The sequence below is a fragment of the Streptococcus sp. HMSC073F11 genome (assembly GCF_001810785.1).
GTDB lineage: Bacteria > Bacillota > Bacilli > Lactobacillales > Streptococcaceae > Streptococcus.
Map to the genome: position 1 here is coordinate 74,354 of NZ_KV802684.1, position 24,069 is coordinate 98,422.

21 protein-coding genes and 1 pseudogene are annotated in these 24,069 nt (G+C 42.7%); 6 read left to right on the plus strand and 16 right to left on the minus strand.

The genetic code is table 11. From position 1 onward, the window contains the following. Positions 1-51: 51 nt before the first annotated feature. Together HMPREF2764_RS01055 and HMPREF2764_RS10395 are read right to left on the minus strand one after the other, a co-directional pair. On the minus strand, positions 52-4,971 hold the full coding sequence (locus tag HMPREF2764_RS01055; protein WP_398578120.1) for an endo-beta-N-acetylglucosaminidase: 4,920 nt from the start codon (positions 4,969-4,971) through the stop codon (positions 52-54). A gap of 291 nt (positions 4,972-5,262) precedes the next feature. Further along, positions 5,263-5,325: pseudogene (locus HMPREF2764_RS10395) on the minus strand (YSIRK-type signal peptide-containing protein); the annotation flags it as partial. A 303-nt stretch (positions 5,326-5,628) separates the two neighbouring features. Here HMPREF2764_RS10395 and HMPREF2764_RS01060 point away from each other — a divergent pair. Continuing rightward, the gene (locus HMPREF2764_RS01060; protein WP_024057392.1) at positions 5,629-7,260 is read left to right on the plus strand and encodes a Na/Pi cotransporter family protein; all 1,632 of its coding nucleotides are present in this window, start codon (positions 5,629-5,631) and stop codon (positions 7,258-7,260) included. 97 nt (positions 7,261-7,357) lie between these two features. Here the strand turns inward: HMPREF2764_RS01060 and HMPREF2764_RS01065 are convergent, their stop codons facing one another. Both HMPREF2764_RS01065 and pepA read right to left on the minus strand, forming a co-directional pair. Beyond that, positions 7,358-7,654, minus strand: coding sequence for a bacteriocin immunity family protein (locus HMPREF2764_RS01065; protein ID WP_004260989.1), 297 nt, complete (start codon positions 7,652-7,654; stop codon positions 7,358-7,360). Between the two features lie 21 nt (positions 7,655-7,675). Further along, positions 7,676-8,740, minus strand: coding sequence for a glutamyl aminopeptidase (gene pepA / locus HMPREF2764_RS01070; protein WP_000209170.1), 1,065 nt, complete (start codon positions 8,738-8,740; stop codon positions 7,676-7,678). A 284-nt stretch (positions 8,741-9,024) separates the two neighbouring features. Between pepA and galE the strand changes: the two genes are divergently transcribed. The 5 genes from galE (at position 9,025) to HMPREF2764_RS01095 (ending at position 13,888) form a co-directional block, all read left to right on the plus strand. Further along, entirely contained in the window at positions 9,025-10,023 is a 999-nt protein-coding gene (gene galE / locus HMPREF2764_RS01075) for a UDP-glucose 4-epimerase GalE (RefSeq protein WP_070526529.1), read from the plus strand. A gap of 143 nt (positions 10,024-10,166) precedes the next feature. Next, positions 10,167-11,126 (plus strand): ABC transporter permease, encoded by a 960-nt coding sequence (locus HMPREF2764_RS01080; RefSeq protein ID WP_070526532.1) that lies wholly within the window; start codon positions 10,167-10,169, stop codon positions 11,124-11,126. Continuing rightward, on the plus strand, positions 11,116-12,072 hold the full coding sequence (locus tag HMPREF2764_RS01085) for an iron chelate uptake ABC transporter family permease subunit (protein WP_070526537.1): 957 nt from the start codon (positions 11,116-11,118) through the stop codon (positions 12,070-12,072). Before HMPREF2764_RS01080 ends, HMPREF2764_RS01085 begins: the two co-directional genes overlap by 11 nt. Then, the gene (locus tag HMPREF2764_RS01090; protein WP_070526540.1) at positions 12,069-12,821 is read left to right on the plus strand and encodes an iron ABC transporter ATP-binding protein; all 753 of its coding nucleotides are present in this window, start codon (positions 12,069-12,071) and stop codon (positions 12,819-12,821) included. The genes HMPREF2764_RS01085 and HMPREF2764_RS01090 overlap by 4 nt, the downstream gene beginning before the upstream one ends. A gap of 95 nt (positions 12,822-12,916) precedes the next feature. Further along, positions 12,917-13,888 (plus strand): siderophore ABC transporter substrate-binding protein, encoded by a 972-nt coding sequence (locus tag HMPREF2764_RS01095; protein WP_070526543.1) that lies wholly within the window; start codon positions 12,917-12,919, stop codon positions 13,886-13,888. Between the two features lie 31 nt (positions 13,889-13,919). On the opposite strand, the gene yidD is transcribed toward HMPREF2764_RS01095, so the two are convergent. The 12 genes from yidD to treP form a co-directional block, all read right to left on the minus strand. Next, positions 13,920-14,162, minus strand: a complete 243-nt coding sequence (gene yidD, locus HMPREF2764_RS01100; protein WP_070526546.1) for a membrane protein insertion efficiency factor YidD — start codon at positions 14,160-14,162, stop codon at positions 13,920-13,922. Beyond that, positions 14,162-14,884: a pseudouridine synthase gene (locus HMPREF2764_RS01105; RefSeq protein ID WP_070526550.1), complete on the minus strand. Its 723-nt coding sequence runs from the start codon at positions 14,882-14,884 to the stop codon at positions 14,162-14,164. Before HMPREF2764_RS01105 ends, yidD begins: the two co-directional genes overlap by 1 nt. Continuing rightward, on the minus strand, positions 14,871-15,440 hold the full coding sequence (gene scpB / locus HMPREF2764_RS01110) for an SMC-Scp complex subunit ScpB (RefSeq protein WP_070526553.1): 570 nt from the start codon (positions 15,438-15,440) through the stop codon (positions 14,871-14,873). Before scpB ends, HMPREF2764_RS01105 begins: the two co-directional genes overlap by 14 nt. Positions 15,441-15,458: 18 nt before the next feature. Next, the gene (locus HMPREF2764_RS01115) at positions 15,459-16,187 is read right to left on the minus strand and encodes a segregation/condensation protein A (RefSeq protein ID WP_070526556.1); all 729 of its coding nucleotides are present in this window, start codon (positions 16,185-16,187) and stop codon (positions 15,459-15,461) included. Next, positions 16,187-16,921 carry a site-specific tyrosine recombinase XerD gene (gene xerD / locus HMPREF2764_RS01120; RefSeq protein WP_315940702.1) on the minus strand — a complete coding sequence of 245 codons (735 nt, stop codon included), beginning with the start codon at positions 16,919-16,921 and terminating at the stop codon, positions 16,187-16,189. Before xerD ends, HMPREF2764_RS01115 begins: the two co-directional genes overlap by 1 nt. Beyond that, positions 16,918-17,379 (minus strand): cyclic-di-AMP-binding protein CbpB, encoded by a 462-nt coding sequence (gene cbpB, locus HMPREF2764_RS01125; RefSeq protein WP_020903098.1) that lies wholly within the window; start codon positions 17,377-17,379, stop codon positions 16,918-16,920. The genes xerD and cbpB overlap by 4 nt, the downstream gene beginning before the upstream one ends. Continuing rightward, positions 17,376-17,897 carry a metallophosphoesterase gene (locus HMPREF2764_RS01130; protein WP_020903097.1) on the minus strand — a complete coding sequence of 174 codons (522 nt, stop codon included), beginning with the start codon at positions 17,895-17,897 and terminating at the stop codon, positions 17,376-17,378. Before HMPREF2764_RS01130 ends, cbpB begins: the two co-directional genes overlap by 4 nt. Continuing rightward, a complete protein-coding gene (locus HMPREF2764_RS01135) occupies positions 17,873-18,883 on the minus strand; it encodes a nucleoside-triphosphate diphosphatase (protein ID WP_398578119.1) in 1,011 nt (336 codons plus the stop codon). Before HMPREF2764_RS01135 ends, HMPREF2764_RS01130 begins: the two co-directional genes overlap by 25 nt. Next, positions 18,841-19,635 (minus strand): glutamate racemase, encoded by a 795-nt coding sequence (gene racE, locus HMPREF2764_RS01140; RefSeq protein WP_033684754.1) that lies wholly within the window; start codon positions 19,633-19,635, stop codon positions 18,841-18,843. Before racE ends, HMPREF2764_RS01135 begins: the two co-directional genes overlap by 43 nt. A 202-nt stretch (positions 19,636-19,837) precedes the next feature. After that, positions 19,838-20,086 (minus strand): YneF family protein, encoded by a 249-nt coding sequence (locus HMPREF2764_RS01145; RefSeq protein ID WP_000364990.1) that lies wholly within the window; start codon positions 20,084-20,086, stop codon positions 19,838-19,840. 141 nt (positions 20,087-20,227) lie between these two features. After that, entirely contained in the window at positions 20,228-21,853 is a 1,626-nt protein-coding gene (gene treC, locus HMPREF2764_RS01150; protein ID WP_049499722.1) for an alpha,alpha-phosphotrehalase, read from the minus strand. 63 nt (positions 21,854-21,916) lie between these two features. Beyond that, on the minus strand, positions 21,917-23,884 hold the full coding sequence (treP, locus tag HMPREF2764_RS01155; RefSeq protein ID WP_049499721.1) for a PTS system trehalose-specific EIIBC component: 1,968 nt from the start codon (positions 23,882-23,884) through the stop codon (positions 21,917-21,919). Positions 23,885-24,069 lie beyond the last annotated feature (185 nt).

Sequence of the window (24,069 nt, forward strand, 5' to 3'; positions counted from 1 at the left end):
TATATCACACTTTGGAAATATAAGGAAAGATTTCACAAGATTTTTCGATATTTAATCTTCATCTTCTTTTTTCTGTTTCAAGGTCAAGGCTAAACTAGCAAGACCAAGGCTGGCCAAGCCTGCTATTAGGGCTTCATTAGCATCAACTGTTCCTGTATTTGGCAATTGTTTGCTTGCTTCTTCTGATTTAACTGCTGTATTTTGGGCTGGTTTTTCTTGTGTAGGCGCTACTGCTGGCTCTGTTTTTACTTTTGTTCCAATTTCAACAATTTCTGGAATCGCTTCTTGGATAACTTCTGTTGAACGAAGGCGACGCTGACCATTTTCATCAACTTCAAAGACATGTCTTAACAGACCATCTCGTCCCCGTATGATGACTCGTTGTTCCCCAACTAGCAACTCAGCATTTTCATGTTCTTGACGGTCAAAGGCAATCTTTTCCTCTTGGACTTCCAATTTAGGAGCCTTTTGTTGGTCAGACGCTGGTTGATTAGTAGGTTTTGGAAGATCTGTGTTTTGTGGTGCTGGATTGGCAGGAATGAGACCAGTACCTACTTCTACGATTTCAGGGCTTGCTTCTTTCAAAACTTCTGTAGCGCGAAGCGTACGATTGCCTTGGCTATCTACTTCAATCAAGCGGCGAATTTGTCCCTCAACCCCTGCTTGGACAAGTTGACGTTGACCGACTGTAAGATTTGGATTTGGACGTTCTTGGTGTTCGAAGGTGATACTTGTCTCTTCGACTTCTAATTTCGGAGTATCCACAACCAAATTCTTGACACCTTCAGCTGGTTCCTTGCTTGAAATAACTTTTTCTACTGGTTTAGCAGGTTGTGGTTTTTCAGCAGATTCATAAACAAAGGCATAATGAGTAAAGTGTGGTGCTGTAAAGATGACATGACTATCCGTTTGTTCAAAAGCCAATTCTACTGCTGCTTTTCCTTCAGGTAAGAAGAAGACTTTCTTCACTTTCTTATCTTTTTCAATTGGAATTTTCACAATAGAAGCGTAAGAGAGATCAACGTCTTGACCTTTTTCATCGAGACCTTCTATTTCAAAGACATGAGCATCTTCTCCAGCAAAGTATTTCTTCTCTTCAGCACTTGCTTGAACACGCTCTACTTTCAAGCCCTTGATGATAGTCTTCTCTTTATTTGAGAAGTGTACTTCAACACCTGTTTTACTATCAGAAAAGACTGCTGGCTTGTCTTCTTTCAATAAAGCAACCAGATCTTTTAGACTCTGTTTCGCTGTTGCAAGCTCTTCTGGACTCAAATCTACTTTTTCAACCAAGGCCTTATTTTTCTCAAGAAGCGGAGCTAGGGCAGAACCTGAAGGATGGTTTGGTTTGGCAGCCAAGAGTTCTTGAGCCTCACCTGTTAAGCGATCAAGTTCTGTCTTTTCTTCCGTAAATTTCTCTTGACCATTCAGAGCTTTATGAGCTTCTGTCAATTTATTGAGACGATCATTCACCTGATCTTGGGTGCTAGTTTCATGGTCTTTCAACACTTGTTCAGCCGCTTCAATTGCTTTCAAGAAGGCTGCTTTTGCTTCTGGTGAAGCAAAGTTATAGACCACCTTGTTCTTAGCCGCTTCAACTTCTGCTAATTTTTGTTTAAGGTACTCATCGTTCAATGCTGCTTTTGGAGATACCAAAACATCAAAGTTAACTTCATGCCCTTGGTAATGAAGTGTCAAGGTTTGACGACCAGTCTTTTGAGCATCATAACCAGTAATTTCAACTCCCTCATCAGCAAAGGAATGTTCTTCCATAGTGTCATTGCTATAAGCCACTGCAAAGCGTCCTTCAGACAAGTCTAAGCTATCACCAACTAGGTAATCTTTTTTTGGTTCCTGACTGACTTCAATTCCCAAAATAGTTTTCGGAGTTGCCTCATCTTGACTAGTGACAGTCACTGACAAATTAGCATTTACTGGTTGCCCCAAATATTGTAAAGCAAGATTCTGTTCTCCCTTATGATGCGTATCAAAGCCTGATACTGATACACCTGCGTGAGTTAGGCGAATAAGTTGATCCTCAGCTCCTCCTTCATACTGAACTCGAAGAACACCACCTCTAAGGTCCAAATCTTCCCCTTCAGCATAACTTATTTTCTTAGGTCCTGTTTCTAGGCTGACTGACTTGATTCTTCTGTCATCTTTTGGAACGGAAACTGCTAGGATATTACTAATTTCCTTGCCTGGCAACTGGGTACGATAGTAAAGAAGACCAGATTGATTTGTCAAATCCAATGGTGCACTTGCTAGGTCTCCTCCAACTTCGCTCTTCAAGGTTGCAAGCGGAGTTTGAGAATTTGGATTATCATAAACGGTAATGGTTGCTCCAGCTGGTACATCCGCAAAGCCAACTTGTACCTTGTTATTGCCTAGAGAACGGGCTGCAGCCTTGGCCATCGGAATATTGACACTCTCAGTATCAAGCTTTTCATACATTTTCCAGTTATAGATACGAATAGCCTTCCATGGGGTTCCATTGTCAGAAGTGACAACATTCAAGCGCCAATCTTGAGCTGTGATTGGTTTATCAAGGGTAATATCTGTAACATGGGCTTTATTGCCACGGACTTCCTTAGCCAATTTCCATTGACCATCCGCATCTTTATAATAGAGGTCAAAGTCTTTGGTGTTCATCAAACCGTCGTTTACAGATTCTCCACCAGCTCCAGCATGGTCCATCACCCATCTAACAACTGTACGTGGCTGGGTCAAACGAATATCCACACTACCACTTAACTGTCCAGAAGACCACTTGTCTGAAAGACTGGTAATGGTACCATTCAACATACCTTCAATACCTTCTCCACCTTCAGTCTTAGGGAAAGTACTATCAATAACTGTTGCACCTGGAACGATATTTTCAGCTAGCGGTTTTGGTAGGCTGGTATCTTTTACAGTCATGCCCCAATCAAAGGTTGTGGTTGCAGCTTCTGAACGAACTCCATTTTTACCGACTGCTACAACTTTCAGTTCTTGAGTTGTACCTTGAGCACTTGCTGAGCGGCTAACTTTTGGTAGATAAATAGTTGTAGAAGATGAGCCAGTTAGTAATTTCCAGCTGTCTCCATCTTTTTCGTAAACTTCATAGAAATCTGCATCCTTGTTTCCTTCAAACTGCACAACCGCTTCTGCTTCTTGGGCATTTTTAAGAACTTGTTTGGCTACAGCTACTGTGGTTGGTGCCTGAGGAGCATCTTGATTATTGCTGATGGTCAATTGCCCCAGGTTAAATTGATAACCTTTTAAGTCTTTGTCATTTTCAAAATAGAGTTTAATACCGTAAATTGTTTTACCTGCCAAGGAACTCAAATCAAAATCATCGGTAGTCCAGTCATCTGAAACTGTCAATTCTTTACGGGCAGCTTCATCACCGTAGGTATAATCTTTCTTGGTTGCAAATTCTACATAAACCTTGGTACCCTTGCCTCCTTTGTGGGCAACATGTAATTTGGTTGTATCTGTCACCTTCAAGCGAGTAGAGTACAAATTCACATCTTGCTTGGTCGCACCTGAAAGATCCCCTGCAAATTTGAGAGAAGTTCCACCATTATAAGCATCTTCAAAATCATAGCTTGCTTTCAACTTATCACCAGTTGATTTTTGCCACCAGCGCCATGTTGGAAGAACACCTGAAACTGAACGGTAATTCCACTCAGAATCCTTAGAAACCTTACCATCTACGAACCACTTTCTACCATGACCTGTATTAAAAGAAGTAGTAAAAGTATTACCTACTGCTGGCGTACGGTCCGCAACTAGGTTAGCAATACCATACCAATCTTTGTCACCTGGTTTTTGACCAGTAGGATCCCCTTGGTAACCTGTAAAGAAGATATCTTCATTTTTATGGTAATCTTCACCCGTTTTTCCTAAACTTGTAATGGTATCTGGGGCGAACAAACCAAGAGAAAGGCGCAATTTCCCATTTTCATCTAAAATGTCATTCCATTTGACCTTGGTCTTGTAGGAACCACCCTGTTGCAATTCCAAACCTGCAAATACGTCATAAGGATTACGACCAATCCAGTTGGCAGTTGCAATAGTGTAATCATTTTTAGCCTTATCCCAGTTAAAGTTAGCAAAGAAGTTATCTGCTGGAACCTTATCTCCTTCAGGTTGCATGAATTGGTAGTTGTATTCTCCCAAACCATCTTGGTGGTAACGTCCATAGTTATAAGTCATGGCATCGTACCAAGAATACTTGATTGGATGGTTTACCTTAGCAGCATACTCCTTAGTATAGAGCATAAACTGGCGCATCTTTTCTCCAAGAGGTTCAACCAAATCCCCAGTTGTTTCCTGGTTGATGAAATAGCCATCATAGCCATAATACTTGGCCATATCTACCAATTTACGGGCAATTGGGAAGCTACCATCTGGGTCTTGCTTCAAAGCTTCAGCGAATTTTTCTTGATCAGCAATACTATTAGACCAGTTGAAGAAGAGTGTACCATATACAGGAACCCCGTTACGGTGACCTGCATCAATAACGTCAGGAGTTGGTACGAGACCTTCCCAGAAGACCATTGAATCTAGATATTGCCAATAGTCAAAAGCATAGGCCTTGAACTCTTCTCCACCAACAGAAGCATGGTCTTTTGCTTTAGAATTGGTGTTTGATAGGGCTTGAACTTTTGCTTCCTTGCTAGCTTTTTCATTGACCAAATGACCTGTCCGACGTGAAGCGAGGGCGACAGACCCGCGGTTAATAGCATCATCTTCACGAGCACCTGGTTCCCATTTTAACAATTCTTCCCAAGAATTAAATTTGATTTCCTTTGGTTTTAATGTTTTTTCTGTATTTTTAGGGACATCTGGCTGGACTTCTTTTTCAGTCTTATTAGCTTCTGCTGCTGGCTTAGACTCATCCCCTTGGCTAGTTGCTTCAGGCTTTGCTTCTATTTCCTTGTCAGACTTAGGTTTTGCTTCTGCAGATGGTGTTTCCGCAGCCACCTCACTTGGTTTTTCCTCTGGTTTAGCTACGCTTACTGCCTCTGCAGTTTCAGTAGTTGCAGCTTCATTGCTTGCTGGCGAAGCAGTTTCAGATGCTGTCGCTACTCCTTCTGCCTTTTCTGGCTTATTTTCTCTAGCATGTTCTCCTTCATGCTGCTTGTCAGCTTCATTAGTTGGATGCTCACTCTCTCCTGAAACAAGCTCTGTATTGGCTCCGTTATTTTCAGGAACTGCAGTTTCTTCTGCTAAGGCTGGACCAGCAAATAAAACAGCCCCAATCATCAGCGAGCAGGCTCCTACTGATAACTTACGAATACTGTAACGACAACGTCTTTCAAAAAATAGATTCTTCATTTTCTCCTCCTAAAAGATTGATTTTGTTGCACAAAAGAAAGCGCTTAACTTTCTTTATAAAATTTTTATCCCAATCACAGGGACCAAGATAATTTCTCCCTCATTTTAAAATATTTCTTTTAAATGTCAATATATAAAAGGAAATACCTATATCTAGGTTAGAAATTGGTAAAATTAATATAATCAAGGCCCATTCTAACGAATTTTCTTTCTAAAATCTTAGCTTAACACTTGTTAGATTTACTTTTATCCTTTAAAATAGAATAGGAGAAATTCCGTTATTATTTTTCGGAGGAAAAAGAAATGTCCATTAATTGGCAGGAAATTTTATTTCACTTTTTAGGTGGTCTGGGACTATTCTTATATAGTATCAAGACCATGGGAGACGGTTTGCAACAAGCTGCTGGAGATCGCCTTCGTTTTTACATTGACAAGTACACTAGCAATCCCTTTTTAGGTGTTCTAGTCGGAATTGTCGTGACTGCCCTGATTCAGTCAAGTACAGGGGTTACAGTTATCACGGTTGGACTGGTCAGCGCTAGTCTTCTCACTCTTAGACAGGCTATCGGAATTATCATGGGAGCCAACATCGGAACCACAGTTACTTCCTTTATCATCGGTTTCAAGCTTGGTGAGTATGCTTTACCCCTGATTTTCCTTGGAACCATGTTCCTCTTCTTTACAAAAAACAGAACAGCAAACAATATCGGACGCATCCTGTTTGGTGTAGGGGGAATCTTCTATGCTCTAAACCTCATCAGTGCCGGTATGAGCCCTCTTAAAGATTTACCACAATTCAAGGAATACATGGTAACCTTGGGACAAAATCCTGTGTTGGGAGTTTTTGCCGGTGCAGTGATTACCGTCCTCATCCAAGCTTCTTCTGCGACGATCGGGATTTTGCAAGGACTCTATGCAGGTGGATTCCTTGATCTTAAAGGTTCTCTACCGGTTCTCTTCGGGGATAATATCGGAACAACCCTAACAGTTATCATCGCGGCAGCTGGAGCCAATATCTCTGCGAAACGCGTTGCTGCAACCCACGTTACCTTTAACGTTTTAGGGACTATCCTTTGCTTAATCTTATTAGGCCCATTTACGTCTATGATTGAGTACTTCCAGGCACTCCTTCACCTCTCACCTGAGATGACCATCGCCTTCTCTCACGGTGCCTTTAACGTAAGTAACACCATTGTACAATTTCCATTCATCGGAGCCTTGGCCTACTTTGTAACCAAGCTCATCCCTGGTGAAGATGAAGTTGTCAAGTACGAACCACTTTATCTTGATGAGCATTTGATTAAACAAGCTCCATCAATCGCTCTCGGAAATGCCAAAAAAGAACTCCTTCACTTGGGAAATTATGCTTCTAAAGCCTTTGACCTTTCATACAACTACATCATTGACCTTAATGAAAAGGTTGCTGAAAAAGGACACAAGACAGAGGAAGCCATCAATACCATTGATGAAAAATTGACTCGTTACCTTATTACTCTTTCAAGCGAGGCCCTTAGCCAGAAAGAAAGTGAAGTGCTCACCAACATTCTTGATTCATCCCGTGATTTGGAACGGATTGGGGACCACGCAGAAGCCCTAATCAATCTGACCGACTATCTTCAACGTAAAAATGTTGAGTTCTCTGAAGCTGCTTTACAAGAACTAGCTGATATCTATCAAAAAACCACTGGCTTTATCAAGGATGCCCTTGATAGTGTAGAAAACAATGATATTGAAAAAGCTCAAAGTCTGATTGAACGCCATAAAGAAATCAACAATATGGAACGTGTTCTCAGAAAGACCCACATCAAACGCCTCAACAAGGGCGAGTGTTCAACACAAGCTGGGGTCAACTTTATCGACATCATTTCCCACTATACTCGTGTATCTGACCACGCTATGAATCTAGCTGAAAAGGTCATCGCTGAACAAATCTAAGAACCAAGAAGCTATCCTAAATAGGATGGCTTTTTTCTTTTCCTAATCTAGAATTGCTTTTCTAACATATAGAAAAATGCTTTGATTCACAATGGAATCAAAGCATTTTAAAGAGCTCCCCATACATAAGCGCAGAAGCTGCAGTTCCTCTGTACTTAGCTTCTTCTCTTTTGATAAAGCGAGCCAAGTTGAGCAACTCAGGTGCCGGATGTTTGGGATTTAGGAGCAATTCACGATTGACCAGGCCTGAGAGACGAACTGCCAGCAATTGCTCATTTGTAGTAGGCAGTTTTTTAGCAGTCTCTAGGAGAGCAGCAACTAAATCTTCACTCAAATCATGTCGAGCATGATTGTAAAGATCTTTTACAAGGCTTTCTAGGTTTGGTTCTACCATCCCTACCACCTCCCTTATGGTTTAATAATTTTTAATCAAATCAACCGTTGAACGATCCAATTTTTTCACCAAGGCTTGCAAGAAAGCTTGAGCTTCTAAGAAGTCATCCATAGCGTAGAGGGTTTGATGAGAATGGATATAACGAGCGCAAACACCGATTGTTGTTGATGGGACACCACCATTTTTCAGATGAGCTGCGCCAGCGTCTGTTCCGCCTTTACCACAGTAGTATTGGTACTTGATACCAGCTTCTTCAGCCGTTGTCAAAAGGAAATCCTTCATCCCTGGGAGAAGCAAGTGACCTGGGTCGTAGAAACGAATCAAGGTTCCATCTCCAATCTTGCCTTGACCGCCATAAACATCACCAGCAGGTGAGCAGTCAACTGCTAGGAAAACTTCTGGGTCAAACTTAGTTGTGGAAGTATGAGCACCACGAAGACCAACTTCTTCTTGGACGTTAGAGCCAAGATAGAGTTCATTTCCGAGTTTTTGACCTGAAAGGGCTTCTGCTAGCTCACTCACCATAAGAACACCGTAGCGGTTGTCCCAAGCTTTTGAGATGATATTTTTTTCATTGGCTGTCAAGATTGCAGAACTATCTGGTACGATGGTGTCGCCAGGACGGATACCAAAGCTTTCAGCCTCAGCCTTGTCCGCAAAACCGCCATCAAAGACGATATCTGCAATAGCTGGCATAGTTGGTCCACCCTTTCCGCGAGTCAAATGTGGAGGGACAGAACCCGAAATCACAGGAATTTCACGACCGTCACGAGTCAGGAGTTTGAAACGTTGGCTGCTAACCACCATAGGATTCCAACCACCGATTTCTACGACACGAAAAGTACCATCTGGCTTGATTTCGCTGACCATAAAACCAACTTCATCCATGTGAGAAGCGACCAAGACGCGCGGTGCATCCGCAGCTTCTGAATGTTTAATCCCGAAAATACCACCCAAGCCATCTGTCACCACTTCATCCACGTGTGGTGTCAACTTTTCACGAAGATAAGCACGGACAGGCGCTTCATGACCTGAGATCGCAGCAAGTTCTGTTACTTCTTTGATTTTTGAAAATAATGTTGTCATTTCAGTTCCTTCTTTCTTTCATCCATTTTACCACTTTTTATAGGAGAAGGATAGCGGGAAGGTGGATTTATCTTAGTCTTACTGTATCTTATAAAAAGCTTGTATTTTCTTGCATGTGAGGTGAAATCTAAGAACTATTCCAAGATCAACCAAACTATTAATTTCCAAACATAAAACAATCCAATGCTATATTTGTTCAATTTTTTCATGAAATTTCCAGAAAATAGTTGACTTTGCCTTCTTATTTCTTTAAAATAGTACAAAACTAGGAAAAGGAAAAAATCATGACCAAAACAATTCTTGTTACAGGTGGAGCTGGCTATATTGGCTCCCATACCGTTAAAGCTCTTTTAAATGCTGGCTATCAGGTACATGTTCTAGATAATCTCTCTACAGGAAATCGTTCGGCTGTGGATAGTCGTGCTAGCTTTAAGCAACTAGATGTTTATGATTCTAGTGCTCTAAAAGCTTACTTAGAAGAAAATAAGATTGATGCTGTTCTTCATTGTGCAGGTGAAATTGTTGTGAGCGAAAGTATTGAAAACCCAAGTAAATACTTCACTGCCAATGTTGCTGGTATGAACCAAGTTCTCAAAGTCTTATCTGAAGTTGGCATTCAAAAAATCATGTTCTCTTCGACTGCTTCCCTCTATGGTAATAACTGTATTGACAAGCCAGCTACTGAAGATACCCTGCTCGACCCTGTCAATCCTTATGCAGAAACAAAATTGATGGGCGAACGAATGATTTACTGGATGGCCAATCGCTATGATTGGAAATATGTCATTTTCCGTTACTTTAATGTTGCTGGGGCTGAAATGGATGCTTCAAACGGTCTACGTGTGAAAAATCCAACTCACATCATTCCCAATATCAACAAAACCGCATTGGGACAAAATGATAGCCTAAAAATATTTGGAGATGACTACGATACACGTGACGGTTCATGTATTCGAGATTACATTCATGTCTTGGATCTTGCACAGGCTCATGTTAAAGGAATGAACTACCTATTTCAAGAAGACAGTTCTTCTCAAATCTTTAACTTAGGAACTGAAAAAGGCTATACCGTCAAAGAAATCTTTAAAACTGCTGAAGAATTACTGAATCAAAAAATACCACACGAAATTGTTGCTCGCCGTGCTGGTGACCCAGCTAGCGTCCTAGCAGACGCATCAAAAGCTAAACAATATCTTGACTGGCAAGCTAGCTACTCCCTCGAAGATATTATTTTATCGGATTATCGTTGGCGTGTTAAAGAAGGTAAAAACATTTTGGAATAGGATAACAAAGGAGAAAGCCTTGGCGCTCTCTCCTTGTTTTATTCATTAAATTGTCAGAAAATTTATTGACAGATTAAAGAAATCGTGTTACAGTAATATCCGCAGATATCTTTCGATATCAAATCTACATGAAAGGACGGGGTATGAAACTTTCTCATTATTTAATTGGCTTACTTCTACTCCTAATCTTTCTCTCTATTAGCATTGGGACCAGTGATTTTTCATGGGGAAAGCTCTTTGCACTGGATCATGAAACTTGGCTTCTCTTTCAAGAGTCCCGTCTTCCAAGGACCATTAGCATTCTTCTGACTGCCTCTAGTATGAGTATGGCAGGACTTCTCATGCAGACTATCACTCAAAATCAGTTTGCTGCTCCAAGTACAGTTGGGACCACTGAAGCCGCCAAACTGGGAATGGTATTGAGCCTCTTTGTCTTTCCGTCGGCTAGTCTGACCCAAAAGATGCTCTTCGCTTTTGTTTCATCCATCGTATTTACTCTCTTCTTCCTAGCCTTTATAACTATTTTTACTGTAAAGGAAAGGTGGATGTTGCCTCTGATTGGAATCATCTATAGCGGGATTATCGGTTCTGTGACAGAAGTTATCGCCTACCGTTTCAATCTGGTTCAGAGTATGACAGCTTGGACCCAAGGCTCCTTCTCCATGATTCAGACTCATCAGTATGAATGGCTCTTCTTAGGCCTCATCATCCTGATAGCCGTTTGGAAATTATCCCAAACCTTCACCATCATGAATCTAGGGAAAGAAACCAGCGAGAGTTTGGGGATTTCCTACTCCCTGCTTGAAAAACTGGCCCTCTTTCTGGTGGCGCTAACGACAAGTGTCACCATGATTACCGTGGGTGGCTTGCCATTTCTCGGAGTCATCGTTCCCAATCTTGTCCGCAAGCGCTATGGAGATAATTTGAGTCAAACCAAACTCATCGTCGCACTGGTCGGTGCCAATCTAGTTCTGGCCTGCGATATCCTATCCCGAGTTCTGATTCGGCCCTATGAGCTGTCTGTCAGTCTTCTACTAGGAATCATTGGTAGCCTCGTCTTTATCCTACTTCTCTGGAGAGGGGGACGAAAAGATGCAGTCTAAAAGCAAACATACTAAGCTATTCTGGCTTCTCATTATTCTGGCCATCGGAGCTTGTCTCCTCTATTTTTGGCCCATCACCCACCTGTCTGCCTTTGCCTGGAAGCTACGTTCCCAAAAGATCATCGTTTATCTCTTGGTAGCCATTGCGACTGGGATTTCGACCATTAGTTTTCAAACCCTGACGGAAAATCGCTTCCTGACGCCAAGTATTTTAGGAATCGAATCCTTCTACGTCCTACTGCAAACTCTACTACTGGTTTTTGAAAGCAAGTTTCTTCAACTTGGCAAGTCCCCTATCTTAGAATTCCTAATCTTACTTCTCATCCAATCCCTCTTCTTTTTCGCCTTACAAGGCTACTTGAAGGCACTAATGAAGCAAGACCTGGTCTTCATCCTGTTGATCTGTCTAGCACTCGGAAGTCTCTTTCGAAATATCAGTACCTTCCTTCAGGTCCTGATGGATCCAAACGAATACGATAAACTGCAAAACAGTCTTTTTGCCTCCTTTCAACATCTCAACACTTCCATCCTAGCCATCGGTTCTCTGATTATCCTTGCTTTGACCATCTTTTTCTTTCGAAAAGCAGTCATTCTGGATGTCTTGCACCTACAAAGAGAAACGGCTCAGATATTGGGACTCGATGTTGAAAAAGAACAGAAAGAACTCCTCTGGGGTATCGTGCTTTTGACCTCAACAGCAACTGCCCTGGTAGGGCCTATGGCCTTCTTCGGCTTTATGCTGGCCAACCTCACCTACCTAATCGTCAAAGACTATCGGCACAAGTTACTCTTTATCGTAGCCATTCTGGTTGGATTTATTAGCTTGACCTTGGGGCAGGCCCTGATTGAACGAGTCTTTGCTTTGGAAATTCGCATCAGCATGATCATCGAGAGTGTTGGAGGTCTCTTATTCTTTATCTTACTTTACAGGAGGGCGCGTCAGTGAAACTGGAAAACATTGACAAATCCATTCAAAAACAGGATATTTTGCAAGGCATTTCGCTTGAAGTCAGTCCTCAGAAACTGACAGCCTTTATTGGTCCAAATGGTGCTGGAAAATCGACTCTCCTCTCTATCATGAGCAGACTGACCAAGAAAGATCAAGGAATTCTCAGTATCAAAGGCCGTGAAATCGAGAGCTGGAATTCGCAAGAACTGGCTCAAGAACTGACTATCCTAAAGCAGAAAATCAATTACCAAGCCAAATTGACGGTGGAAGAACTGGTCAGTTTTGGACGTTTTCCCTACAGCCGAGGTCGACTGAGACCAGAAGATTGGGAAAAAATCCGAGAAACTCTGGACTATCTGGAACTGACCAACTTAAAAAACCGCTACATCGATAGCCTGTCAGGAGGACAACTCCAGCGGGTCTTTATCGCTATGGTACTGGCCCAGGATACAGACTTTATCTTGCTGGACGAACCACTCAACAATCTCGATATCAAGCAAAGCGTCAGCATGATGCAGATTCTTCGGCGACTGGTGGAGGAACTCGACAAAACCATTATCATCGTTCTCCACGATATCAACATGGCCAGTCAGTATGCAGATGAAATTGTCGCCTTCAAGGACGGTCAAGTCTTTAGCAAGGGAACAACCAATCAAATCATGCAGGCTGACCTGCTCAGTCAACTCTATGAGATTCCCATCACGCTAGCTGATATCAATGGCAAAAAGATCTGTATCTATAGCTAGTAACATAGAAGCTCAAGTTAGAGAACCTTCAGTCTCTTAGTCAATAAAACCTAGAGACTCCCTAAATCGTTATCACATTTTAAAAAGGAGAAATCATGAAAACATCCCTTAAACTTTATCTCACTGCCCTAGTGACCAGCTTCTTGCTCCTACTTGGTGCATGTAGTACAAATACAAACTCAAGCACTAGCCAGACAGAGACAAGTAGCTCTGCTCCAACAGAGGTAACCATTAAAAGTTCACTAGATGAGGTCAAGCTTTCAAAGGTTCCTGAAAAGATTGTGACCTTTGACCTCGGTGCTGCAGATACTATTCGCGCTTTAGGTTTTGAAAAGAATATCGTCGGAATGCCTACAAAAACTGTTCCGACTTACCTAAAAGATCTTGCGGGAAATGTCAACAATGTGGGTTCCATGGTTGAGCCAGACCTAGAAGCCATTGCTGCTCTTGAACCGGATTTGATTATCGCTTCTCCACGTACCCAAAAATTCGTAGACAAGTTCAAAGAAATCGCGCCAACCGTGCTCTTCCAAGCAAGTAAGGACGACTACTGGACTTCTACCAAGTCTAATATCGAATCCCTAGCAAGCGCCTTTGGCGAAACAGGTACACAGAAAGCCAAAGAAGAATTAGCCAACCTAGACAAAAGCATCCAGGAAGTCGCTACTAAAAACGAAAGTTCTGACAAAAAAGCCCTTGCTATCCTCCTAAATGAAGGAAAAATGGCTGCCTTTGGTGCCCAATCTCGTTTCTCTTTCTTGTATCAAACCTTGAAATTCAAACCAACTGATACTCAATTTGAAGACTCTCGCCACGGACAAGAAGTCAGCTTTGAAAGTGTCAAAGAAATCAATCCTGACATCCTCTTTGTCATCAACCGTACCCTTGCCATTGGTGGGGACAACTCTAGCAACGATGGCGTCCTAGAAAATGCCCTCATCGCTGAAACTCCTGCCGCTAAAAATGGTAAGATTATCCAACTCACACCAGACCTCTGGTATCTAAGTGGTGGCGGACTTGAATCAACTAAACTTATGATTGAAGACGCTCAAAAAGCTTTGAAATAAACAAGAAAACCCAACATCAAATGATGTTGGGTTATTTTTTTTCTTGATTTCGTCTGAGGGAAAAGTGGTCTGGGACGGGGTCCTTACCTGTTTTCGACCAAGGATGGCAACGTAAAATCCGTGCCAAGCCCATCAAAACACCCTTGAAGCTATGTTTTTCAATAGCATGAATCATGTAGTTGGAACAAGTCGGCTCAAAGCGACAAGAGGGTGGAAAGGCTGGCGAGATAAACCGTTGGTAAAAGCGCACAGGCGCTATTAAGATTCGTTTCATTATTTCTTGTTTACAGCCATGGTATGCAGTTGGCTGATTTCTTTTTTGTTAAGACGACGGGATTCTCCTGGACGGAGTCCTGTCAAGTCTAGATGTCCAAAACGGGTCCGTGACAACTTGTCCACTTGAAGACCGACAGCTTCAAACATCTTTTTAACCTGGTGGTTACGCCCTTCATGGATAGTCAACTGTACCACAGAGCGGTTTTTAACTGGGTCCACTTTGAGAATCTCATAGACAGCCGGCTTGGTTTTCTTGCCATCAATCTCAAGTCCACGGGTCAAGGGACGAAGATTGTCCTTATTGGCCACACCTTTAACACGCGCAACATAAACCTTATCAATCTCATTACGAGGGTGAATCATTTCATCCGTAAAATCCCCATCATTGGTCAAAATCAAGACTCCTGATGTATCCCAGTCCAAACGACCTACAGGGTAGATGCGCTCTTTCACGTTGGGCAAGAGGTCCACAACTGTCTTACGGCCCTTGTCATCTGTCACACTGGAAATAACACCTCGTGGTTTGTTAAGCAGATAATAAACCTTTTCTTCGTTGTAGATTGGTTGACCTTCTACTTCGACCTTGTCTCCTGACTTGATAGTCGTTGCGAGTTCACGTACCACCTGGCCGTTGACCGTCACCAAGCCTTGCTTGATTAACTCTTCTGCTTTTCTCCTACTGGCCACACCTGCGTGGGCAATATACTTATTGATTCTCATCTTCTTCTATCCTTTCACCAAATAATTGGCTTTCTCGGGCTTGAATCTCAAGCTCATCAATCACTGGTAATTCTTCTAAATGGTTTATCCCCATGTAATCTAGGAAATAATCTGTAGTCACATAGAGGTTGGGGCGACCCAACACTTCTTTTTTCCCGTCTTCTCGTATCAAGTCAAAGGCCTGCAACTTTGCCAAGGCCCCACTCGAGTTGACACCACGGATGGCATCAATCTCTATCCGTGTGATGGGCTGTTTGTAGGCAATGATGGACAAGGTCTCAAGGGCAGCCCGAGATAAACTCTGGTTGATAGGTGCCTTAGAGTATTCCTTCAAAATCTCTGAAAACTGAGGCTTGGTCACCAATCTATAAGCGCCCCCTGTCTCAATCAGGGCCAAACTGGAATCTGGGTCCCTTTCATACTTCTGGACTAATTTTTCTAAACTCTGTTGGATGCCTGTCGGTGGCAGAGAGAGGAGTTCAGCTAACTGGCGGACTCTAATCCCATCTTCACCCGCTACAAACAAGAGCGCTTCTATTTTTGCTAAAGTACTCATCTTTCCTCTCTATCAAGTCTAGCTTTGGGCCACTTGACTTTCTTCCTTCTTTTCCATGAGATAAATATCTCCGAAACTTTCCTCTTGCACGAGGATCAGCTCCTGGGTTTTGATTAACTCTAGGGTTGCCAAAAAGAGGGTAATGACCTCTTGGAGATTCTGGGCTTCCTTGAACAAATCCTGCAAGCGCAATTGTTCCCGTCCAGCCAAGGACTCTTTCACGATAACCATCATGTCCTCAATCTTATACTCATCCCGCAAGATAGTCGTGTGATTCTGTGCAAACTCCTCTTTTTTCTTGGCTAGGATATTTGAAAAAGCCAAAAAGAGGTCAATGGTCGTCTTGTCATGCACAAGCTCCGCATCTTCGTAAATCAACTCTGTCGGCGCTTTGGAATAGTGCTGGGCCCGTTCTTGGTGCTTGGCTTCCAAGTGTTCACCCAAGAGCTTGAACTTGCGGTATTCTTCGATTTGAGAGAGAAGGTCCTGCTCCAGGTCATCTTCCAAATCTGTCACTTCCGCTACCTTTGGCAAGAGCTTGCGGCTCTTGATCAGCATGAGCTGACTGGCCATAACCATGTACTCCCCCGTTACTTCCAGACGCATGGCCTGCAGGGTTGAGACATAGGCTAGATACTGTTCGATGACTTCCGTAATGGGCACATCGTAGATATCCATCTGATACTTAGAAACCAGATGCAAGAGTAAGTCCAGGGGCCCTTCAAAATCTTTTAGTTTAATATCCATTATCTATATTTTTCTAAGGTCAGGACTGTTTTTAATCCTAATTTTTTTGCAATTTCGTACAAATCGACCTTGTTTTCAATTTGTCGTAGAATGAACTGTTCCCGTAGGGCTTGGGCTGATAGGGCTGGAAAACCTTTCTCCTTGACAAAGGACTCTAGCTGGCGAAAAGCCCACTGACGAGAATAGGCTTTCCCTGCCCTTTCAAAGAGATAGGTCTGCCCCATCAAGGGTTCTAGCTCTGAAAGCAAGGTCGTGGGAATGGTGACAATCCTCTGTTGGGAAGCCTTCTGGATTCGCAACACCTGAAAATCCAGATTGATATCCTCAACCTTGAGAGCTAAAATCTCACTCGGCAAGAGCCCCATTTCTAGGATTAAGAGTGCTAGCAAGCGACCCTCTGGATAGTCACTTTCTTGCCAAAAAGAGTCTAGGTCTAACAGTTCTGGCTTTTCGGTCTTCTTTTCAGCTTGTTTAGCTAATTCCAAGCGGTAAAAGCTATCCACTTCTCCTTTTTGATAGAGAAAGTAGAGAAATTGATTACAGGCCGAAATCTTTCGCTTCTGGGCGCTGATCTTTAGATTGGCTAGCTGGGCTTGGTAAATCTTGAGACTGGTCTCCGAAATCCGCTCGCCCACTATGTCTAAAAATTGCTCCAAATCATACTTATAGGACTGCTTGGAATTGGCAGATAAGCCCTGCTTTTCTTCTAAAAAGGCTGAAATCCTGTCTTTCATTTGCATCGAATCTCATATTCCTTACTAAAGTCATGCAAGAGGGCATTGACTGCCTTGAGGATAGACTTGCGCGTGATAATCCCTTGGAAAATCCCTGACGCATCCACAACCGGCAAGAAAGACTCATCTACCAGCTTGTGCAAGACCTCCGTGATGGTGAAATCAGGCGAGACGACCGCTACGTCCGTTCTCGTCATATGAACGATATCCGTATCTGCCATGATTTCTTGACTCAAGTCATGCTCCATCTGATAAGCCATAATATCTCTGAGCCCAATCGTCCCAACAAACTGTTTTTCATCTGTCACAACAGGAACACGGGTATAGGTCATCTGACTGAGCAAGAGGGTCGCGTGATCCGCATTGTGAGTATCAATCAACACAGCTAGATTTTTAGCAGGAGTCAAAAAAGTTTCTTCTTGCCCCAACAAGAAAGTCTCAAACTCCTTGGCAATCATCGGCTAAACTCCTTGGACAAGCCCGGATACACCTCATGGGCTCGTGTCAAAAAGTCGACTTTGAAGTAACTATCATCAATCTCCACACGAGCATAGAGACATTCTCTGATGGTCCCACGCGGTTGACTGATAGAACCTGGATTTAGAAAGAGTGTCTTGCCTTCCATCCAAGCACTTGGCACATGCAAGTGACCATAAAGGCAGATATCGGCCTCTTCTTCCTGAGCCCAGTAGTCCAACTTTTGAAAATTGAAATTAATATCAAACAAGTGACCATGGGTTTGGATAATCTTGGTCGAACCAAGCTCAGTCACCAAACGTTCTGGGTAACCTGCATAGAAGTCCATATTCCCTTTAACAACACGGATGCCTTCCCAAAGGGGAGAATCAGGACGCAGTTCAGAATCGCCATTATGAAAAACGGCATCAACTTTGCCTACATAGCGATCACGGATTTCTTCCACAATCAAGCTATCGCCATGAGAATCGCTCATTACAATGATGGTTTGCTTTGCCATGATGGAAATACCTCCAAAAGTTTCTTAACGGCTAAGGCACGGTGAGATTGACTATTTTTTTCTTCAAGGGTTAATTCAGCTGATGACTTGCCTGTCTCTCCTACAAGGAAGAGAGGATCGTAACCAAATCCATTTTCACCCTTAGGTTCAAAGTTAATGTAGCCTGGCCAGTCTGCTTCAACAACCAAGCTTTCCTTATTTGGACTGGCCACAACTAGGGTTGTATGGAATTGAGCCGAGCGGTCCTTGAGTTCAAAGACCATGGCCAATTCGTGCAAGAGTTTGGCATTGTTTTCACGGTCAGTAGCTCCCACACCTGCGAAACGAGCTGACCAGACACCTGGCAAGCCACCAAGGACATCGACTTTGAGACCTGAGTCATCTGCCAAAACCATCTTGCCCGTTAATTGAGAAATGGTTTCTGCCTTGAGACGGGCATTTTCTTCGAAGGTCATGCCTGTTTCAGCTACTTCAGGCAGGTCAGGATAGTCATTAAGATTTTCCACATCGTAGCCTAGCTTGTCAAAGATAGCTCGGAACTCTTTGGTCTTGCCCTCGTTACGAGTCGCAATCAATAAGGTTTCTTTGACCTTGTTTGTCTCAAAGAATGCTTCTACATCAACACCTTCTTTAGGCAATTCTACATGCAGGAGTTGCCCATTTTCAACTAAGAGAAAAGCCCCCTGACGTTGGATGACTTCCACATTTCGTCCCATTTCTTGGTTGAGGATATCTATCACAAAAGACAATAAACGATAGAGAGAACCATAGCGTAAAACAGTAACAGAAACAGGAAAACCTCTATCCTCATCTCGAAATCTTTGGGCAAACTCCAATAGAGGAAAATCCAAGTCATCATCCGTCAACGTCCGGACACCACCAAAAATACCATAGGACCCGACATACCAGTCCTGTTCATCCTTATATTCATAAATTTTATTTGTCATAATTCTACATGCTCCACATGAATCTCTTTTTCCAGCCATTCTTCACCAATTTGTGCAAAACTTTGGCTGCTGGCTGTTGTGTAAAAACGGTGATGGAGTGGTCCGGCATCACGACCACGATTGATTTCAAAATAATTGAGTAAGACTGAAATGTCCCGTACGCACTCTGCCCCACTATCGATAAGTTGAACCTTGGGCCCCATAACATTTTGAATAATAGGTCTGAGAAGCGGATAATGGGTACAACCCAAAATCAGGCTATCTACCTTTCCAACCAAGGGACGTAGGGTTTCATAGACCACTTTCTTGGTGACACTGGTTGACAGGGCACCCGACTCCACCAAGGGAGCAAACTTGGGACAGGCCAAACTCTCCACCTGTAAGTCCGGATCCAGATCGTTAATTTTCTGACGATAAATGTCAGATTGTACTGTCATGGGCGTTCCAATCACTCCGATTTTCCCACCTTGGCTGGACTTGATGGCTGCTGAAGCTCCTGGCAAAATCACACCCAAGACCGGAATGTCTAGTTGAGCCTTGATTTCTTCCCAGACGACCGCAGTCGCAGTGTTACAAGCAATGACAATCATCTTGACATCCTTGGTCAAGAGAAAGTTGACCAACTGCCAAGTATATTCACGAATTTGCTCAGCAGGACGGGGACCATAGGGCGCCCGCGCCGAATCTCCAATATAGACGATTTCTTCATGGGGAAGCTGGCGCATGAGCTCGCGCACAACGGTCAAGCCCCCGACACCCGAATCCAAAAAACCAATTGGTCGATTATCCATACAGTCTTCTTTCTAGTCTTTTTTCTGATTGATAGTTCATTATGATTACCGTTCCTTATGAACTGAATAATGACAGCCTAATCAACAACTATCTCTCTTAATCATAATCAAATATCAATAGAATGCAAGGAAAAAGTCTCATTCCTAAACCATAACCAACATAGTGAGAAGTCTGGAACTTTCATCCCAGACTTTTCCTTATTTATTTTTTCTTTTTATTGTTAGCAAGAGCTGCTTTTTGTTGGCGGATGATTTGGTGGTAAACTTGTTGTACCTTAGCTTCGCTTGGTTTTTGACCATTTGCACTCAAAAGAGTACGAACTGCTTCAGCATTCAAACGTGGGTTGTCAGCAAATTCTTTTTCAATTTGCTTACGAACCAAGTACATTCCTCCAAGAGCTCCTCCTAGAAAAGCTAGCACAATCAATACAATTGCTAAAAGTAAATCCATTATATTTCTCCTGTTTCTTTTTGAGTCTCTTTCATTATACCACAAACTAGCCACCCTGACTAGTTTGTTTTACGCTTTCAGGGATGGAATAAACAGCAAAAAGAACCCTGCTTTTATGCAAAAGAGGGCTCCTTACTGAGTTTAATTTACATGGATAGCCAGTGTTTGATAAGGTTTGAGTAGAATTTTTTCAGACACTTCTGCATCTTCATAGTTTGAAATCAAAATTCGTCCATTTTGGTAGGCTACTGATAAGTCGATTTCCACTTCTGTGGCATAAAAATTATTGAGCACTAGTAACTTTTGATCCTCATGCTGGCGTTCAAAAGCGTAGACTTGCTGACTGTCTTCAAAAGCTGGTTTGTAACTTCCTTCTGAGATGATAGGCATTTCTTTACGAAGTCGAATCAAATCTTGGTAGAAGGTGAAAATCGGACCTTGGATTTCATTTTCTACATTGATATGAGGGTAGGATTTTCCTGCCTTGAGCCAAGGTGTCCCTACTGTAAAACCAGCATTTTCCGAAGCATCCCACTGCATGGGAATTCGTGAATTATCACGCGACTTAGCCTGAATAATCTGGAAGGCTTCTTCCTGACTCTTCCCTTCTTCTAAGAGCATCTGATAGGCATTGATGGACTCGACATCCACATAGTCAGCCATGGAATCATAGTCTGGGTCAACCATTCCGATTTCCTCGCCCATATAAATATAAGGTGTTCCACGTGACAGGTGAATGCTGGCTGCTAGCATGGTAGCCCCTTCCTTGCGAAAGTTCTGAATATCGACAAAACGGTTTAAAGCGCGTGGTTGGTCGTGATTGTTCCAGAAGAGAGCGCTCCACCCATCTTTATCACTCATCTCCTTGCACCAGCTATGATAAAGACTTTTCAACTCTTCAAAATCAAAGGGAGCCAAGGTCCACTTTTGCCCATCTTTGTAGTCCACCTTGAGGTGATGAAAATTAAATGTCATGGATAATTCCTGACGGTCAGGCGACGAATAGAGGACACAATTTTCCATAGTTGTAGAAGACATTTCCCCAACTGTCATAAAGCTATCGTCTGCTCCAAAAGTGGCTTGATTCATCATACGCAAATAGTCATGAACGATGGGCTTGTCTGTGTAAGCTGGCTTTCCTTCATTTTCAGGACAATCCACTAAGACCTCGTCCTTGCCAATCAAATTGATCACATCAAATCGGAAACCTTTGACACCCTTATCGCGCCAAAAATTAACAACCTTGAAAAGCTCCTTACGGACATTGGGATTGCGCCAGTTAAGATCAGCCTGGGTCTCATCAAAGAGGTGAAGGTAGTATTTCCCTGTATTCCCAAAGGGCGCCCATGCAGAGCCACCAAACTTAGACTGCCAGTCTGTTGGTTGGTCTTGGATGAAGAAAAAGTCTTGATAATACTTGTCACCAGCTAGGGCTTTCTGAAACCATTCATGCTCTGTCGAACAATGATTGAGTACCATGTCCAGCATAAAGTCAATCTTGTGCTCTTGACCGACACGCACCATTTCCTCAAAATCAGCCATATCACCAAAAAGAGGATCAACTGCCATATAATCTGAAATATCGTAACCATTATCCCGTTGAGGGCTTGGATAGAATGGATTGAGCCAGACCATATCCACGCCCAACTTGGCTAGATAGGGGATTTTTTCGATAATTCCACGTAAGTCCCCAATACCATTGCCAGTGGTGTCTTTGTAAGATTTTGGATAGATTTGATAGACTACTTTTCCTTTATCAAGTGTCATCTGTTTCTCCTTTTCTGATAAAAGGGAGGAAGCAGTCTTCCTTCCCTATTTGTGCTATTTTGATTAGATTCGTGTTGCGACCATGAGAGCTTCTCCAGCTTGGATTGTTGTCGGATAAGTTCCAGTGATGGTCGCTGTATAAGCATCTTGGTTAGTGATGATAACAGGAGTTTCTGTTACCAGGCCTGCGGCCTTAATGACATCCATATCAAAACGAATCAGTTTCTGACCAACTGTGACATGGTCTCCTTGGGCTACAAAACTTTCAAAACCTTTGCCATCCAGACCTACTGTATCCATACCGATGTGAATGAGCAATTCCACTCCCTCGTCAGAGACAATACCGATGGCATGCTTGGTAGGGAAAAGAACCGTAACTGTCCCATTGACTGGAGAAGTCAACTCACCTTGACTTGGTTCAATGACCAGACCTTGCCCCATGACACCTGAAGCAAAGACTGGATCAGTTGCTTGACTTAGTTCTTTTACTTGTCCTTCAAGTGGGCTAACAATTTCTACTGGAGTATGTTCTACTGGTTCATGGCTCACAAATTCTGCTTCTTCTTGTGCAACGAATTCTGCCTGCAAGTCTGTATCATCCTCAGTTTTTGTAAAGAAACCTGCCTTACGGAAAAAGAAAGTCAAGAGCATTGGAACAACAATAGCGACTAACATAGTTCCTGCAAATGGCAACATGTATTGAGGTTGAATAGAGAGGATACCTGGCAAACCACCGATACCAATAGAAGCTGCAGTTACATTGAAAGTAACGGATAACATGCCTGCAAGAGCTGAACCAGTCATCCCAGCAACAAATGGATAGATGTATTTGACATTAACCCCAAAAAGAGCTGGTTCTGTAACACCGAGATAGGCTGAAATGGTTGCAGGAAGTGAAACCTGAGCCTCACGCTCATCATGACGGTGTATGAAATAATAGGCAAATACGGCTGAGCCTTGGGCAATATTAGAAAGAGCAATCATTGGCCAGAGGGCAGTTCCACCCGCATCCGCAATCAATTGTGTGTCAATGGCATTGGTCATATGGTGCAGACCTGTAATGACAAATGGTGCATAGAGGGCACCAAAAATCGCACCGAAGAACCACTTAACAGGACCAGTTAATCCTGCTAATACAACTGATGAAAGTCCTTGCCCGATTGTCCAACCGATTGGTCCCAAGACAGTATGAGCCAAAATCAAGGCTGGAATCAATGACAAGAAAGGTACAAAAATCATAGAAATCACTTCTGGGATATGCTTACGCCAGAAAATTTCAAGATAAGACAGACTCAAACCTGCAAGCAAGGCTGGGATAACTTGGGCTTGGTAACCGATACGATTAACAGTAAAATAGCCAAAATTCCAAACCCAGTTTGCTGCGATATCAGCTGCTGGCGTTGAAGCAACCGCATAGGCATTGAGCAATTGAGGCGATACCAAACAGATTCCGAGAACAATTCCCAAAATTTGGCTGGTTCCCATCTTACGAGAAACAGACCAGGTAATCCCTACTGGTAAGAACTGGAAGATAGCTTCACCAGGCAACCAGAGGAAGTGATTAACCCCTGCCCAAAACTGAGAAGTTTCTGTGATGGTCTTACCATCCAACATAGACCAATGCACACCTTCCAAGACATTACGGAAACCGAGGATCAATCCACCAACAATCAAGGCTGGAATAATCGGAGTAAAGATTTCCGCCAGAGTGGTCATAACACGTTGGACCACGTTTTGATTACTCTTAGCTGCAGACTTGGCTGCTTCTTTGGAAACACCCTCAATGCCTGAAACAGCTGTAAAATCATTATAAAAAATCGGCACGTCATTCCCAATAATCACCTGAAATTGACCTGCATTTGTAAAAGTTCCTTTAACAGCTGGAATTGATTCGATAGCTTTAACATTAGCCTTCTTATCATCTCCTAAAACAAACCGCATCCGTGTCGCACAGTGGGTTACCGCAGTCACATTTTCTTTGCCTCCAATTGCCTGAAGCAGATCCTTGGCTTCTTGTTCAAATTTTCCCATTTGATTCTCCTTATACTTGTCAAAGCAAGTTTGATTTGATAAGACTATTGTAAACGATACCAAACTTGTCTGCAACTTGTTTTGTTTAAAAAGAGGATTTTTTTGTCATTTTTCGGTACTTGTATGGTAAAATAGATACAGGTGTTCATTGAACTAGACTAAAAAGCCATTTAATACTCAATGAA